Here is a 16,154-nt window from a genome sequence, read left to right as displayed (position 1 = left end):
GTGACTCGCTATCGACTCGACCGGTCGCACCTGATGGTGCTCGCCGGCGTGTGCTTCATCGTCGCTGCCGTGGGCGTGCTCGTCGCGTTCCTGACCGGGACGGGCAGTGACCTGCGCGTCACCGTCACGATCCTGGGTGCGGTCGTCGCGGTGGTCGCGCTGCTCGTGGCCGCCGTCATGAACCTGCGGCCCCCGACCGTGGTGACCCTGGACCCCGCCGGCTTCGTCGCCCGCGGGCGCCACGGCGACGTGACGTGGAAGCAGGTCGAGTCGGTCGGCGTCAGCGACGGCATGCTGCGGTTCACCGACGGCACGGGCACCGTCACCGCGTTCCCGCTCTCGCTCGTGGACCGCACCCGCCGCGCCGAGCTCATCCGCGAGGTCTACGACCGCTTGAACCAGGCCAACGGCTACCGGCGCTTCGACCTGGCCGAGGGCTGACGCTCACAGGACATGCGAAGAGGGAGCAGGCGAGCCTGCTCCCTCTTCGATTGGCGGAACGAGCTCCGCCCTGGCTGGGCCCGAGGACACCAGCGAACGTGAAAGGTGGGAGCAGGCTGACCTGCTCCCACCTTGGCTGGCGGAGATGGAGGGATTTGAACCCTCGAGAGGTTTGAACCTCAACCCGCTTAGCAGGCGGGCGCACTAGGCCACTATGCGACATCTCCAGACAACCGCATCAGGATACCCACCCCGACCCTCAGTCACCGAATCAGGTCGAGCGCTTGATGATCGAGGTGCTCATCTGGTCGAAGTGCTCGGGCAGCTCCGGCAGGGGCGTGGCCGGGTGCGGATGCGCTCGCATGCCGTCGAGCACGAGGCCTCGGATCCGCGCGGCGATCCACTCGTGGTGCTCGGGCGCGAAGGTCCGGACCTCCCCCAGCATGACCGCCAGGGCGCTGAGGTCGGAGACCGCCAGGTCGGGGCGTGCGGCACCCTCGTCGATCGCACGACTGACGAGGTTCCCCAGCGGCTCGATCCATCGCTGGCTCGGGCGGTAGTCGGGATCGTTGATGGCCTGGCGACGCATGACCTCCGACACGATGCGCTTCTCGAGGAGCATCCTCATGCACTCGTCGAGGACCAGCTCGATGCCCTCCCAGCCCGACTCCATCTGCACGGCACGCTCCGCCAGCTCGTCGAAGAAGCGGATGTACCGGTCGTAGAGCGCGCGCACGAGCTCGTCCAACGAGGCGAAGTTCCGGTAGAGCGTCCCCGTGCCCACCTTCGCCTCCGCGGCCAGGGTGTGCAGAGGTGCGTCGAGGCCGTTCTCGGCGAAGTAGACCTCGGCGGTGTCGATCAGGCGTTCGCGGTTCGCCACGGCATCGCGGCGCTGTGGAACGCGGGGGGAATCGTCCATCGTCTCCAACTTACGGGAAGTGCGGCGGCGCGTCCGGCAGACCCAATTTCCCACCTCGCGGGGTCACACGTTAGACTCGTCGAGGCCCGCAAGGGCGTGCGCCCGTAGCTCAACGGATAGAGCATCTGACTACGGATCAGAAGGTTTGGGGTTCGAATCCCTACGGGCGCGCAGAGGCCTCTGGAATAGCAGTCAACCGACACGTTCCAGGGGCCATTTTGCTTTCGAAACAGTTATGCGCCAGCGGGGCACCCTTGGCAGTCCCGCTGCGCCGCGATGCTTGCTTGTGCGCAACCGGCGCCCCTTGTTTGTCGCCCGCTTCGAGCGGCCGTGCCGGCGCGGGGCCTTTTGGGCGGCCGCGATGGACTCCCACGTGCCTGCCCGGCCGCGCAGGGCTAGTAGAAGGCCTTGTTCACGCGGTGCGTACTGCTGGCGCCTTTCTTTCCGCCAGCATGCTGGACGAAGGGCAGGCCCGGCGTGTGGCAACGGCTCAAGTACCAGTCGGCCTCGCGAAGGTCGTTTCCAGCTAGTAGCTATCTATCTGACCTGGGCGGACCTGGGTGGCCAGAGCACCCCCCGAATTGAGCCGATTCGCGGGCCCCACCGGGAGTACGTCAGCTGCGCAGTTCGGTGCGCGCCCGGCTGGCGATCCTTACCGAGAGCGCATCTAACTCATCGGCGATGGAGGACACGACCCACACCTGGTTTCGCGTCCGCTTGGTTAGCGGTCGAATCACCCCGGCGTCAGTGAGGTTCTCGATGGCGACGTACATGCTCGACGTGGCACCCACGAACCTTTGCTCCAGGTCGTCTGCGCTGAAGACGGGATTGGTCGCGAAGCCGGAGATGAGCTTGCGAGCCGCCGAGCCGGCTCGGGGCCTACCGGCGTCCTCGATCCAACGCTCAGGCATCTGAGCGAGTCGATGGGCGCTGACGGAGGACTCCGACGCGGCGATCAGCGACCCCGCGGTGAAGGCGGCGATCAACGGGCCGGCATCTCCGGCACGGTGGGCGGCCAGGGCATCGAAGTAGTCGTCCCGGCGGGCCACGATCGCTGAAGCAATAGGTACGACGACTGCGGTAGTGACGCGGCGCCGCCGCAGGATCGTGTTGACCAAGGCTCGGCCGATACGGCCATTGCCGTCGGTGAACGGGTGGATGGACTCGAACTGAGCGTGCGCGATCGACGCTTGGACAATGGGGTGGACATTGCGGCGGTTGCAGAATGACATGAGGTCGGCCAAGTGATGCTCGACGGCGGTAGGTGCCGGCGGCACGTACATGGCACCGAGCGGGCTGTAGTCAGACCCGCCGATCCAGTTCTGCATGTCGCGCGCCTTGCCGGCGTAGTCGCGCTCGCTAGGGTCGGCGGCCATGAGAGTGCGGTGGGCGGCCAAGATCGAGTCCATAACGATGTCCGAGCCGTCGTCCACCGTCCCGATGAGGTCGCGCAAGGCTCGTGTCGAGGCGACCATCGAGACTGCGCTTGAGTTCTCCTTGACCCCGTGCAGGGCGCGGGCATACTCGTCGACGTCGGCCTTGATGTTCTCGATCTTGCTCGACGCAACAGACTCGGCGCGCAGCAGCAGGGTGGCCAGCGGAGTGAGCACATCGGCGTGGGATCGGTCGAGAGTGGTGATGACCTCGGTCGCCTGATCGAGCCCGCGGGACAGTCCCGGGCCGACCGACGGCACAAGGTCTGCGATGTCGGGCACGACCGACACCTCGACCTCGTGCAACGTCCGGTCGTCGTAGCTACCGCCGCGACCCGACGGAGTCCACGGAACCATCTGAGAGCCTGAAGGCTCCACCCCGACTCGCTCGACGGCGACTAGATCGCCGACGACATCGGGAGACACAGCGGCGAGAGTTTCATCGCCGCCGGGCATATGCCCATTCCGCTCGTGTGGCTTCATTGCGCCCTCCTGTCGTAACCCGGAATAGCCTACCCAGTATTCCGGCTTAGGGGACCTAAGTCGGAATAACCCGGTTCGCGTTCCTGTTGGCCGGCGCCTCAGCGGTCCGGCGCCGAGGGTCATCGGCGATCAAGAGGGTCAGCAACCAGCACTCCTGACTAGTTGTCTTGTCCCGTAAGTCGGAATTGGAAGTGCGCTATTCCGGTTTACCGGCCCCAAGTCGGAATATTGGACTTGCTTTTCCGACTTACGGCGACGTCGTTTACCGCTTACGCCCAGCCGGACACGGGGCGACGGCTTGAACCATTCGGCTGCTCAGCCGGAGTCGCGGACTCGGACGCGCACGCGATCCGCCGTCTCCTTGACGATCGTCACCTCCTCGAGTGCCATCGAGCGGCAAGCGACGGCGGGCCATCTCACGATGGATCGGTCCTCGGAGTTTGTTCAAGCCAGGCGCTGATCTCGCTGCGCAACCAAAGCAGCTTGCGTCCCGCCTCCGAAGTCCGCAACAACCCGCCGTGGCGCCGCAGGCCGTGGCTCGCGGCCATCGTCGTCCGCTCTTAGGCCGCTAGGTTGTCGGAGGTCATCAACTCGGGCTCCGAGCTGGTTGGGATGGTCGGGATGGTCCGTGCTCCCGGTGCTGACGTCGGTGACGGTGCTGATGCAGATGTCGATGATGGTGCTGGTCATGCTCGTTCCGTCATCCCCGCATCAGCCTGTCAGCTCCGCTCCGATGCCTCCTGCCAGGTGCCGGCGCTCGCCACGGAGAGCTTCGTTTTCTTTCGTGGTGCGGCCCCCGCCCTGCCCGAACAGATGTGGTGCTGACCGCCCTGCGCTCGGAGCAGCCGCTAGCGTAGAAACGCGCCGCTATTGCAACGATCCGGGCTTGACCGCGTCTTTGGCCGAGCCGAGAAGTGGTCAATCGGATCAGAAGGTTTGGGGTTCGAATCCCTACGGGCGCGCCACCACCCCCGGTCGACCACCAGGTCGCCGGGGGTTCTTCATTTCCTGGGCCGTGGCCGCCCGTGTGCGGATTGTTACGTGACACGCCGTCAGATCATCTGGTTGAGCGGCTGACGACACGTCCGCGTAACGCGCCGTACCCAGACTCGAAGGGTCCCCGCTCCGCCCCCGGTGCGAGCTTCCCCCACCCCCGAGAGGGATCACGTGTTCAAGCAAAGAGGTTGGCGGCTCGCCACCGTGGGAGCACTGCTGGCGCTGCCCCTGGCCGCGGTACCCGCCCACGCCGCCGACGGCTCCCTGGCCTCCGGGGACGACTGGTCGGTCAGCCGCGCCGCCGGCGGTTACCTGGTCACGGTCGACCTGGCCAAGAAGCTGCCCATGGCCTCCGACGCCCCGACGATCGAGGTCGACGGCAAGCCCATCGGCATCGCGACGGAGTCCGCCGACGGCCGCAGCCTGTCGGTGTTCACCGCCGACTCCGCCGTGGTGAAGGCCGACGACATCGAGGCCGGCTGGTTCAGCAAGCCGTCGAGCGCCCCGCTGCGGGCCACCGAGCTCGCCGAGATCGCGGCGGCCGAGCCCGAGCCGCTCGACGCGAACCCCGCCTCGCTCGGCACCTACGAGCACACCGAGGCCGTCTACAACTTCGGCGCCCAGTCCGTCCCGCTGGCCGCGATCGGCGGCATCCGCGGCGAGCTGCAGGGCAAGGTCTACCTGCCCAAGACCGGTGGCGCGCGCCCCGTGGTGCTGCTGCTGCACGGCCGCCACACCTCGTGCTCCACCGGCACGGCCAACCCGAACCGCTGGCCCTGCGGCGCGAACCAGATCAACATCCCGAGCTTCGCCGGCTACGACGGCACGGCGCGGGCGCTGGCCAGCCACGGCTACGCGGTCGTCTCGATCGCGGCCAACGCGATCAACTCCAACGACAACCAGCTCGCGCTGGACCAGGGCGCCCAGGCGCGCGGCCAGCTGCTGCTCGACACCCTCTCGATGCTCAAGAAGGCGAACGAGGGCGCCGAGGTCGTGCACCACGACGCGCAGACCGACGCCGACGTCACGCTGGCTCAGGCCCTGGCGAACCAGGACCCGCTGCCCGGCCTCACCGAGGGAACCGCGGGCCTGTCTCCCGCCGACCTCGTCGGCCGCTTCGACTTCTCGAACATCGGCATGATGGGCCACTCGCGCGGCGGCGAGGGCGTCACCTCCGCCGCCACGCTGAACCAGGGCCTCGAGAAGCCGTGGAAGATCACGTCGATCCTGCCCCTGGCGCCGGTCGACTTCGCCCGCATGACGGTGCCGAACGTGCCGATGAACGTGATCCTGCCCTACTGCGACGGCGACGTCTCGAACCAGCAGGGTCAGCACATGCTCGACGACTCGCGCTACGCGTTCGACGACGACGTGCTGCGCAGCGGCGTGTGGATGATGGGCGCGAACCACAACTTCTACAACACCGTCTGGACGCCCGGGAAGTACGCCTACTCCGTCTCCGACGACTGGGGCGCGACCTCCACCGACGCCGTCTGCGGCCCGCGCTCGGAGACCAACATCCGCCTCAGCGCCGACGCGCAGTACGACGCCGGCACGGCCTACATGGCCGGCTGGTTCCGCCTGACGATGGGTGACGAGAAGCAGTTCCTGCCCATGTTCGACGGCTCCGCCGAGGTGCCCGAGGTGCTGGGTACGCCCGACATCCGCAGCATGTCGACGGCTCCGGCCTCGGCACGCAGGACCATCGCGTCGTTCGAGGCGCCCAGCTCGCTCGTGCGGGTCCAGGGTGCCGCGACGGCCACGGTCTGCGCGAGTGCCGCGGGTCGCACGGTGACGCAGGTCCTGCCGGCCTGCACGGCCTCGACGCTCAGCACGAGCGCCCAGCCGCACTGGACCCCGGCCAGCAACGGCGGCAACGTCCCGGCCACGCCGGTGACCAAGTTCGCCTGGACAGCACTGGGCTCCGGCACGACGACCATCACGCCCAGCGAGGTGCGCGTGAGCGTTCCCGCGAAGGCGCGCGACGCGTCGAAGATGGAGCGCCTGTCGGTGAAGGTCGCCGCGGACGACACCGTCGCCAGCAGCACGGCGCTCTCGCTCACCGTCGTCGACGGCACGGGCGCGACGTTCACCACGCCGGTGGCCGACCTCAACCCGCTGGCCACGACGCGGTTCCCCGCGTCCACCAGCGCGCTGCTGAAGAAGGTCATCCTGCAGCAGGTCGACCTCCCGGTCGCGACGCTGGAGACCGCGGGCCTGAAGGTCTCCGACATCCGTGAGGTCCGCTTCGGCGCCCTCGCCGGTCCGGACGACCTGGCCACCGGTGGCGTGTTCCTGTCCGACCTCGCTTTCGAGAGCTCGGCCGTGGGCACCGCGGACAGCAAGACCGTCCCGACGGTCAACGTCGACGCCCCGAACGTCGACGAGGGCAACGCGCCCGGCACGGCCGACCTCGCGGTCTACCTCGACGAGGCGGCCTCGATCCCGGTCACCGGCTACGTGTCGGCGCTCGGCTCGGCCACCGGCCGGGCGGGCATCGCGATGGAGAAGGTCACCTTCGCCCCGGACGAGACCTGCAAGGTCGTCAGCGCCCCGGTGCTCGGCGACTCGGCCACCAGCACGACGAACTCCACCTCGGTGAAGGTCTCGGTCATCAACACGACCGGCGGCGTCCTGGGCACCAACGCCCTCGACTGGCTGGTCGTGCGTGAGGACGACGGCGTCACGGCTCCGGCCACGGCACTGCCGCCCGCCGGCGTCCAGGGCGACGCGTGCGCCGAGCTGGCCGCCAAGGGCCAGCAGACCGAGGTCTCGGTCAGCGACGCCAAGCCGCAGCCGGGCGAGTCGGTCACGGTCACGGCCGGCGGCTTCCGCTCCGGCGAGGGCGTCACGGTGACCGTCGCCGGGATCGACCCCGTCGTCGCGGTCGCCGACACGACCGGCGTCGTCAGCGCGGTCGTCACCATCCCGGCCACGGTGGCCCGGGGCACGGCCGCGATCTCGGTCGTGGGCAGCGGCACCGACCGCAAGGGCACGGGCTCGCTCGCGGTCCTGGACGCGAGCTCGACGAGCCTGTCGATCTCGCCCGAGGCACCGTCGATCAACGAGCCCGTCACCCTGACGGCCACGGTCGAGGGCGGCGACACCACGGGCTCCGTGGAGTTCCGCGACGGTGACAAGGTCCTGGGCTCGGCCGAGGTCGTGGACGGCGAGGCCACCCTCGACGTGCCGGGCTTCAAGGCCGGCACCCACGCGATCGTCGCGGAGTTCGCCGAGACCGGCGTCACCGCGGGATCGACGTCCGGCGCGGTGTCCTTCACCCTGGTGAAGGGCAAGCCCACGATGGTGATGTCGCTCTCGAGCGCCTCGACCACCTTCGGGCAGGCCGCGCGGCTGTCGGCGATCGTCGGCGGGGCGGACGGTGGCACCGTCACCTTCCGCTACGGCTCGGTGAGCCGGACGGTCGCGCTGGCCTCGGACGGATCGGCGGCCCTCACGCTGCCGGCCACCCTGAAGCCGGGTCGCTACACGGTCTCGGCCGCGTACGACGGCACCGACCGCACCGACGGCTCCGCGCGGATCTCGTCCACGCTGACCGTCGCCAAGAAGAGCACCACCACGAGCCTCTCGGCGAAGTCGGTGGTCAAGCCGGGCAAGACCCTGAGCGGCAAGTTCGCCGTCCGCGGCGGCGTGGCCGGGGTCGCCCCGACGGGCACCGCGAAGGTGTACGTCGCGCAGGCCAAGGGCGGCTACAAGCTGTCGAAGACCGTGCGGGTCCCGTCCACCGGCAAGGCCTCCTTCACGGTGAAGGCGCCCAAGAAGCGCCAGAGCCTGCGGGTGAAGGTCGTCTACTCCGGTGACGCGAACTACGGCTCGAGCAGCTCGGTCGTGAAGTCGGTGCGCGTGCGCTGACGTTCTGCGGAGCGGGGCCCCGGCAGCAGCTGCTGCCGGGGCCTCGCTCTTTCCGCAGCTGGACGAAGGATGATGCATCGAGGCACCGGAGCGGGACCGAGGACATCATCCTTCGCCCTCTCCCGGCGGCGTCCGGACACGAGAGCGCCCCGGCCCGCCGTGGCGGACCGGGGCGCTCGGGGCGACCTCGGTGGGGTCAGCGCAGGACGCGCGCCGTGCGAGGCGTGTACTTCACCACCGTCGCGTAGCCCGGCTTCGTGGCCGTGACCTTGACCCGGATCCGCTGGCCACGATCGGCCTTCGCGAGCTTGTACGACGTCTTCGTCGCACCCTTGATGGCCTTGCTGCCGCGGTACCAGCGGTACGACAGCCGGACGCCCGGGTCCCACGTGCCCGCCTTGACCTTCAGCGTGCGGCCCACCTTCGGCAGTCCGACGTGGAAGGGCTGCGGCTTGCGGGTCAGCAGGCCCGGAGCGACCCTGAGCGGAGCGCTGACCTTGGTCACCGGCGCCCAGCCGGACTTGGTGCCCGTGACCGCGACGGTCACGACGCGACCCACGTCCTTCGGCGTGAGGCGGTAGGTCGCGCCGGTCGCACCGGGGACGACCTTCCCGCCGACCGACCACTGGTAGGCCAGCGCGGTGCCGGCGGGCCAGGTGCCGGCGCGGGCCGTGAGGACCGTGCCGACGCGACCCGTGCCGCTCACCACCGGCACCGGGGCCGGGCTGAGGGGCTTGAGGCCGACGGTGTGGGTCAGCGTGGGCTCACCCGATCCCCCGGCCGTGCCGGGCGAGGCGGAGACCGTCAGCGTGGCACCCGACTCCGACTCGACCTCCACCGTGAACTCGGCGCGGGCCGTCTGGCCGCTCGCGACCCGCGACACCGACCACCGGAGCGTGGTGCCGTCGAGCTCGAGCCCCGCACCCAGCGACACCACGGAGGCGTCGTCGAGGACGTCGGCGAGGTCGATCTCGGCCGTCGCGCCCTCGAGCGCGTGGACGGCCGTGTTCTTCGCCGAGACGGTGTAGGTGATCTCGTCGCCGGCCTCGACAGCACCCGGAAGCGGTGCGGCCGACAGGCCCAGCGTCCACGCGTCGGCCTGGTCGGCGATCGCCGTCGACACGCTGCAGGTGAGGCAGAACGAGCCCAGCGCGCTGGAGCTCGTCGTGAGGCCGACGGTGCCGCCGGACGAGGACTCCTTGACGGTGGCGGGGAACGAGACGGTCGCGGACGCGCCGGCCGCCGTGGCCGGGATCGTCCACCGCAGCGTGCCGCCGAGGTTCGCCAGCTCCGCCGGGAGCGCGCCGAGGCGCGCGTCGTCGACGAGGTCGGCGACGTCGACCGTCACGGTCTGGCCGCCGAGGGCGACCTTGCCCGTGTTCTGCGCCGTCAGGGTGTGCACGACGGTGTCACCCGCGGCGACCGGGCCCGTGGCGTCGGCAGCCGCCGACAGGTTCCACTTCGACGGCCACGCCGGCTTCACCGTGCCGTAGAGCCATGGGTTCAGCACCGGTCGCACGTCCTTGCCGGAGACCCGGTTCGCGAGCGCGACGAAGTCGGCCGTCGAGGCGTCCGAGCCGTTGTTCTCCGCGACCCACGTGCGCAGGATCTCGAACCACGCCTCGTCGCCCACGATGGTGCGCAGCGCCTCGAACGTCATGCCGCCACGCCCGTAGACGTAGTTGAAGAGGATGGCCGGGTCGGTGAAGCCGGCCAGCGGCACCTGCCACTGGGCCGACGTCGGGGCGCTGGCGTTCCACGAGTTGAAGTAGGCCGTCTCGGGCGTGGTCGTCGTCGCGCCGGTCTCGTAGTTGTAGGCGCGCGGCGCGTAGTCGCCCATGCCCTCGTTCAGCCACAGGTCGCTCCAGTCGGTGGGCGACACCGCGTTGCCGAACCACTGGTGGGCGATCTCGTGGATGAGCGTGCCCTTGCTGACCGAGTTCTGGTAGAAGGAGCGGTCCTGCGTCTCCAGCGCGTAGCCGACGTTGATGCGGTCGACGACCGCGCCGGTGGCCACGCCCGGGTACGGGCCGAACTTCGACTCCAGCCAGCGCATGATGTCCTGCGTCTGCGCCAGGCTGGCCAGCGTCGTCGTGCGCTGGGTGGAGGTCATCGCGGCGTCGAGGAACGTCCAGTCGCGGTACGTGCCGCTCTCCAGCTCGATCACGGACTCGCGGACCTCGTACTTGCCGATGGAGACCATCGACAGGTACGGCACCATCTGGTTGGGCTGCTTCCAGTGCCACGTCTCGAGGGCGCCGTTGCGGGTCTTGGAGTGGAGCGTGCCGTTGCTGGCCGCCGCCATCGTCTCGCCGTCCATCAGCCGCGGGATCGTCAGCTTGATGTCGTACTTCGCCTTGTCCTTGAGCGAGTTGTTGACGGGGTACCAGGTCATGGCGCCGACCGGCTCGTTGACGGCGGTGGCGCCGTCGTCGCCGGCGATCCAGCCCTCCCTCGACCCGTCCGGGTCGATGTGGGTGACCGGGGAGCCCGAGTAGGTGACCACTGCGGTGAAGTCACCCTCGACGGGCTCGGCGGGTGTCACGACAAGCTTGTACTTCGTGGTGGCCGCGTCAATGTCGCGCTCCCACGTGGCCGGCGCCCCGTCGACGGTGATCGAGTCGACCGTGAGGCCCTCGAAGTCGAGCGAGAACTCCGAGAGCGGGGCGGCCGCGGTGGCACTGATCCTCGCGGTGGCGGCGATCGTGCTGGCCGTCGCGACCGGCGCCCCGGGGGTCCACGTGATGTCCAGGTCGTAGTGCTGCACGTCGTAGCCGCCGTTGCCGACGTTCGGGAAGAGGGAGTCGCCGGAGGTGCGCGCGCCGGCGACCGGGTCGGCCGCGGCGGCGGTGGCCGTGGTCGCGCCGAGGGTGCCCAGGCACAGGGCACCGCTCAGGGCCGCGACCGCGACGGCCCGAGCCGGTCGGGTGAGGGAAGGAGGAAAGGACATCGTGGCTCTCTCGTCGGGGGGCTTTCGCTCATCCTGCCCGTGACGGGTGTCACGCGTCCGGTGAAGCGGCCAGGTTTCACACGCCTGCAACACGCGGCCCGGACGCGGCCACGAGATGCGCCGCCACCGCATCCGTGTTCGCATGGAGGTGAGAAGAAGACGAGAGGAAAGGTGGAGATCATGGGACTTGATGACAAGTTGAAGAACACCGCTGAAGACCTCAAGGGCAAGGGCAAGGAAGCCACCGGCAAGGCGACCGACGACGAGAAGCTCGAAGCCGAGGGCAAGGGCGACCAGGCCAAGTCGGACATCAAGCAGGCCGGCGAGAACGTGAAGGACGCGTTCAAGCACTGAGTTGCTGAGCACTGAGCACTGACCATGTGCTGACGACGAGGGCCCCGGGAGATCACTCCCGGGGCCCTCGTGCGTCTGGTCTCAGACGGTTGGTGTCGTCAGACGGTCGGCGGCGTCGTCGGCGGCGTGACCGTGCCCGTGGCTCCGACGTCGCCGGTGGGCGTCGTCGAGGTCGTGGTGGTGGTCGGCGCCGCGGGGGCGCCCGTCGGCCGTCCCGGCGTCGTGTAGGTCGACGCGGTGTAGGTGGACTGGTCGGCCGACCTGGCCTTGAAGAACGCCGCCACGCCGGCGACGCCGGCGGTCAGCAGGCCCACGAAGGCCACCTTCTTCACGCCCCTGAACCGCTTCTGCTTCTTCGTCTCGACCGGGAGCTTGTCGCTGACCTCGGCCGGCAGCTTCTCGACGAGGGTGTCACGCAGGTCGACGAGCTCCGACCTGTCCGGCAACTTCTCCAGCAGGTCGTCGCGCAGGGCCAGCCACTCGGCCCGGTCGGGGAGACGCTCGACCAGCTGGTCCCTGAGGTCGCGCAGCTCGGATGCGTCCGGCAGCTGCTCCACGACGGTGTCGACGTGATCCTTCACGCTCTTCTTGCCCTTGCCCACGATGGCTCCTTCGCACAGATGTCGTCGGACTCCCATCGTGGCTCACGGCGGGGTCAGTCGCACCTCGGCAGGGGTCTCCAGGACGACGTCGGCGGCCTCCTTGTCCGGCCGCAGACCGCGCCAGCTGGCGTGGCGCAGGTGCCCGGCGGGCGACCAGTCGCCGTAGACGACCTCGCCCACCAGCTTCGGGGTCGTCCACGTCGCGTCCCGCGATGCGGCCCTCTCCACGTCGTCCACGAACGGCGAGGTGGCGCGCTCCAGCGGGTCCAGCAGCGACCGCAGCTTGAGCCGCTCGGCGTTGCTGTACCCCGTGCCCACGCGCCCGAGGTACTTCAGGCCACCCTCGACCGGGACGCCGACGAGCAGGGACCCGATTCCGCGCCCACCGCTGCCGGGCCGCCACCCGCCGATCACGATCTCCTGCGTGTCCTGGTTCTTGATCTTGAGCCAGTCCGTGGAGCGCGAACCCGGGTCGTACGTGGAGGCGCGCCGCTTGGCCACGACTCCCTCCAGCTTGTGGCTGCGGCTCAGCGTGACGGCCTCGTCGAGGGTGCCGCCGTGGGCCGGTGGCACGTGGACCAGGCCGGTGCCGATGCCGAGGTCGTCGAGTGCGTCGCGCCGCTCGTCGTAGGCGAGGTCGCGGAGCGACGTGCCGTCGCGCTCCAGCACGTCGAAGAGCATCAGCTGCACCGGCACGGTGCGGCGGAGTCGCTCGATGTCGCCGGCCTTCGTGACGCCCATCCGCTGCTGCAGCCGGCCGAAGCTGGGGATGCCCTTGTCGTCGAGGGCGACGATCTCGCCGTCGAGCACCACGTCGAGGTCGAGGCCGGCCAGCTCCTCGACGAGCTCGGGATAGCTGGCGCTGACGTCGTTGTGGTTGCGCGAGTAGAGCCGCACCTGCTCGCCGCTCACCACCGCGACGCACCGGATCCCGTCCCACTTCAGCTCGTAGGCCCACCCGTCGCCCGACGCGTCACGCCCACCAGCGAGCACGGCGAGCATCGGCGGGACGAACCCGGCACGGGCCGACGCCGGCTTCCTCCTCGTCCGCTTCGCCGGTGGCTCCTCCGGGGGCGCCGCCTCCTTTGCGGGAGCGTGCGGCGACTGCTCCTTCATGAGGTGGATCAGCCAGTTCTCGCCGGTCTTGATCAACGCGAGGCGCTTCGACCCGCCGAGGCCCGCCTCGCGCGTGCCGTGCAGCGTCGCGATGACCTCGTGGTCGTTCCACTTCTCCAGGTCGTAGTGCCCGTGGTCCCAGATGGTGACCTCGCCCGCGCCGTACTCGCCCTTCGGGATCGTGCCCGCGAAGGTCGCGTACTCCAGCGGGTGGTCCTCGGTCTGGACGGCGAGGTGGTTGCCGGTGGTCGAGTCGGGCACGCCCTTCGGCAGCGCCCACGACACGAGCACGCCGTCGCGCTCGAGCCGGAAGTCCCAGTGCAGGCGCCGCGCGTGGTGCTCCTGGATCACGAACGTGGGGTCGCCGTCGCGGCCCCGGACGACCGAGTCGGGCACGGGTTCGGGCGTGCGGTTCGCGTCGCGCATCGACCGGTAGGTCGCGAGGCGGTCGGCCACGGGGGCCGCGAGCGCCGCCATCGGGTCGCCCCGCTCGGCCAGCCTGGCCGGGACCTCGTCGATCGTCAGGTGCCTCAGGTCGGCGTCGATCTCGTCCCAGTCGCGGGGCACGGCCACGGTCGGCTCCTCGCGTCCGCGCAGCGAGTAAGGCGAGATCGTGGTCTTGTTGCCGTTGTTCTGGCTCCAGTCGACCAGCACCTTGCCGCGGCGCTTCGCCTTCGACATGTCGCTGACGACCAGCTCGGGCATCGACGCCTCGAGCGCCTGGGCCACCTGCTTGGCGAACGCGTTGACGTAGTCGGAGTCGTGGGTGCCGTCGAGCTGCGCGTAAAGGTGGATGCCCTTGCTGCCGCTCGTGACCGGGACGCACTCGAGCCCGACGTCGGCCAGCAGCTCCCGCGCGGCGTGGGCGACCTCGGCGCACTCGGGCAGACCCGTGCCGGGTCCGGGGTCGAGGTCGATCACGAGCCGGTCCGGGTTCTGCGCCACGCCCGTCGCGTCGACGCGCCACTGGGGCACGTGCAGCTCGAGTGCCGCGACCTGCCCGGCCCACGCGAGGTCGGCCACCGACTCGAAGACGGGGTAGACGTTCGTGCGAGACCGGTGCTTGATCGTGACGCGCCGGATCCAGTCGGGCGCGGAGTCGGGGAGGTTCTTCTCGAAGAACACCTCGGCATCGGGACCCGTTCCGTTCACCCAGCGCTTGCGCGTGACCGTGCGCCCGGCGAGGTGCGGAAGGAGCCACGGGGCGACCTGGGCGTAGTAGGCGATGACCTCGGCCTTGGTGGTGCCCGAGGCCGGGTAGATGACCTTGTCGCTGTTCGTCAGCCTTAGCAGCCTGCCGTCGACGGACACCGTCTGGGTGGGTGCGCCTGCCACTGGTGGTACCCCCTGCGCGTATTCTTTGGAGTTCCCAGTGTGAAGGAGAGGCCGTGTCCGTGCCCGATTTCTTCTCCGAGGTGGCACTCGACCTGCACCAGCAGCCCACCGCTGAGAAGACAGTAGAACGCATCACCGAGCACGCCCGGACGGCCGCCGGGTGCGACGACGCCGGCATCATGCTGGTCCACTCCCGTACGCGCATCGAGACGGCCGCGTCCACCTCGCCCCGCGTCTCACGCTCGCACGAGCTGCAGCACGAGCTCGACGAGGGGCCCTGCCTCGACGCCCTCGAGTCCGGGGGCAGCTACCTGTGCACCGACGTCCAGACCGACGAGCGCTGGCCCCGTTGGGGACGCGCCGCCGCCGAGCTGGGCATCCACAGCGCGATGAGCGTGCTGCTGGAGACGCGCGACCGCCGGTACGGCTCCCTGAACCTCTACGCCGATCGCACAGGCGCGTTCGACTCCAACGACCTCGCCACCGCGATGATCTTCGCGCGGCACGCCTCCATCGCGCTGGCCAACGCCCACCACGAGGCGGGCCTGCTCACCGCGATCGACGCGCGCAAGGTCATCGGCCAGGCGCAGGGCATCCTGATGGAGCGCTTCGACATCGAGTCCGACCGGGCGTTCGACGTGCTGCGGCGGTACTCGCAGAACCACAACCAGAAGCTGCACGCCGTGGCGACCTGGGTCGTGGAGAACCGCAAGCGCCCCGTGTCGGAGTTCCCGGCCACGGTTCGCGTGGAGCTGTCGGACGTCGCCTCCACGTCCGACGGGGACCACCAGCCCGCCTGAGCCGGGGTCAGGCCGACGACTTCTTCTTCGCCGCCTTCTTCTTGGGCTTGTCGTCCGCCGCGTCGCCCTTGCGGGCCTCGACGCTGCGGCGCAGCGCCTCCATGAGGTCGACGACCTCGCCGCCCTCGTCCTCCTGCGTGCCGAACGTGGCCTCGGTGTCGATGCCCTCGCCGGCCTTCTGCTTCGCCTCGATGAGGGTCTTGAGCTGCTCCTGGTAGTCGTCGGTGAACTGGCTCGCGTCGAAGTCGCCGGCGAGCGACTCGATCAGCTGGCCGGCCATCGCGAGCTCCTTCTGGGTGACCTTCGCGGTGTTCTCCAGCACGGGGAAGTCGGCGGTCCGGACCTCGTCGTCCCACAGCAGCGTCTGGAGCACGAGCACGTTGTCGCGCACGCGCAGGGCGCCCAGCCGGGTGCGCTGGCGCAGCGCGAACGTGACGACGGCCGTGCGCTCGGTCTCCTCGAGGGCTTGGCGCAGCAGGGAGTACGGCTTGAGCGCCTTCTCCTCGGGCTCCAGGAAGTAGGGGTTGCCCAGCCGGAGCACGTCGATCTGGTCGTCGGGGACGAACTCGACCACGTCGATCTCGTGGCTGCGCTCGGCGGGCAGGGACTTGAGGTCCTCGTCGGTGAGGACGATCGTCCGCTCGCCGTCGTCGTAGGCCTTGTCGATGTTCTTGTAGGCGACGACTTCCTTGCAGATCTCACAACGGCGCTCGTACCGGATCCGCCCACCGTCCTCGTCGTGGACCTGGTGCAGCGACACGTCGTGGCTCTCGGTGGCGGAGTAGACCTTCACCGGCACGTGGACCAGCCCAAAGCTGATCGCGCCCTTCCAGATGGCTCGCATCCAGCCAG

Annotated in this window: 10 protein-coding genes and 2 tRNA genes; 5 read left to right on the top strand and 7 right to left on the bottom strand. The window is 69.6% G+C overall.

Annotation, left to right across the window (positions count from 1 at the left end; translation table 11 throughout):
* Window positions 1-441, top strand: a complete 441-nt coding sequence (locus ACY1JX_RS10955; protein ID WP_462563980.1) for a hypothetical protein — start codon at window positions 1-3, stop codon at window positions 439-441.
* A gap of 137 nt (window positions 442-578) precedes the next feature.
* On the opposite strand, the gene ACY1JX_RS10950 is transcribed toward ACY1JX_RS10955, so the two are convergent.
* Window positions 579-668 (bottom strand) — tRNA-Ser (locus ACY1JX_RS10950).
* Window positions 669-712: 44 nt separating this feature from the next.
* Window positions 713-1,360: a TetR/AcrR family transcriptional regulator gene (locus ACY1JX_RS10945; protein ID WP_462563979.1), complete on the bottom strand. Its 648-nt coding sequence runs from the start codon at window positions 1,358-1,360 to the stop codon at window positions 713-715.
* 98 nt (window positions 1,361-1,458) lie between these two features.
* On the opposite strand from ACY1JX_RS10945, the gene ACY1JX_RS10940 reads away from it, so the two are divergent.
* Window positions 1,459-1,531: transfer RNA gene (locus ACY1JX_RS10940), tRNA-Arg, on the top strand.
* A gap of 443 nt (window positions 1,532-1,974) precedes the next feature.
* On the opposite strand, the gene ACY1JX_RS10935 is transcribed toward ACY1JX_RS10940, so the two are convergent.
* Window positions 1,975-3,075, bottom strand: coding sequence for a Fic family protein (locus tag ACY1JX_RS10935; RefSeq protein ID WP_462563978.1), 1,101 nt, complete (start codon window positions 3,073-3,075; stop codon window positions 1,975-1,977).
* Between the two features lie 1,401 nt (window positions 3,076-4,476).
* Here ACY1JX_RS10935 and ACY1JX_RS10930 point away from each other — a divergent pair.
* A complete protein-coding gene (locus ACY1JX_RS10930) occupies window positions 4,477-8,145 on the top strand; it encodes an Ig-like domain repeat protein (RefSeq protein WP_462563977.1) in 3,669 nt (1,222 codons plus the stop codon).
* A gap of 196 nt (window positions 8,146-8,341) precedes the next feature.
* Here the strand turns inward: ACY1JX_RS10930 and ACY1JX_RS10925 are convergent, their stop codons facing one another.
* Window positions 8,342-11,095 carry a M1 family aminopeptidase gene (locus tag ACY1JX_RS10925; RefSeq protein ID WP_462563976.1) on the bottom strand — a complete coding sequence of 918 codons (2,754 nt, stop codon included), beginning with the start codon at window positions 11,093-11,095 and terminating at the stop codon, window positions 8,342-8,344.
* Between the two features lie 180 nt (window positions 11,096-11,275).
* On the opposite strand from ACY1JX_RS10925, the gene ACY1JX_RS10920 reads away from it, so the two are divergent.
* Window positions 11,276-11,449, top strand: coding sequence for a CsbD family protein (locus tag ACY1JX_RS10920; RefSeq protein WP_286930877.1), 174 nt, complete (start codon window positions 11,276-11,278; stop codon window positions 11,447-11,449).
* Between the two features lie 98 nt (window positions 11,450-11,547).
* Here the strand turns inward: ACY1JX_RS10920 and ACY1JX_RS10915 are convergent, their stop codons facing one another.
* Both ACY1JX_RS10915 and ACY1JX_RS10910 read right to left on the bottom strand, forming a co-directional pair.
* A complete protein-coding gene (locus ACY1JX_RS10915; RefSeq protein WP_462563975.1) occupies window positions 11,548-12,051 on the bottom strand; it encodes a hypothetical protein in 504 nt (167 codons plus the stop codon).
* A gap of 42 nt (window positions 12,052-12,093) precedes the next feature.
* Complete coding sequence (locus tag ACY1JX_RS10910; protein WP_462563974.1) at window positions 12,094-14,502, bottom strand: ATP-dependent DNA ligase; 2,409 nt, start codon at window positions 14,500-14,502, stop codon at window positions 12,094-12,096.
* A 53-nt stretch (window positions 14,503-14,555) separates the two neighbouring features.
* Here ACY1JX_RS10910 and ACY1JX_RS10905 point away from each other — a divergent pair, with 53 nt between their 5' ends.
* Complete coding sequence (locus ACY1JX_RS10905; RefSeq protein WP_462563973.1) at window positions 14,556-15,302, top strand: GAF and ANTAR domain-containing protein; 747 nt, start codon at window positions 14,556-14,558, stop codon at window positions 15,300-15,302.
* 7 nt (window positions 15,303-15,309) lie between these two features.
* Here the strand turns inward: ACY1JX_RS10905 and ku are convergent, their stop codons facing one another.
* Window positions 15,310-16,146 carry a non-homologous end joining protein Ku gene (ku, locus tag ACY1JX_RS10900; protein ID WP_181753317.1) on the bottom strand — a complete coding sequence of 279 codons (837 nt, stop codon included), beginning with the start codon at window positions 16,144-16,146 and terminating at the stop codon, window positions 15,310-15,312.
* Window positions 16,147-16,154 lie beyond the last annotated feature (8 nt).

Source organism: Aeromicrobium sp. JP4 (assembly GCF_054957925.1).
This window is presented reverse-complemented; position numbering and strand designations above follow the sequence as displayed.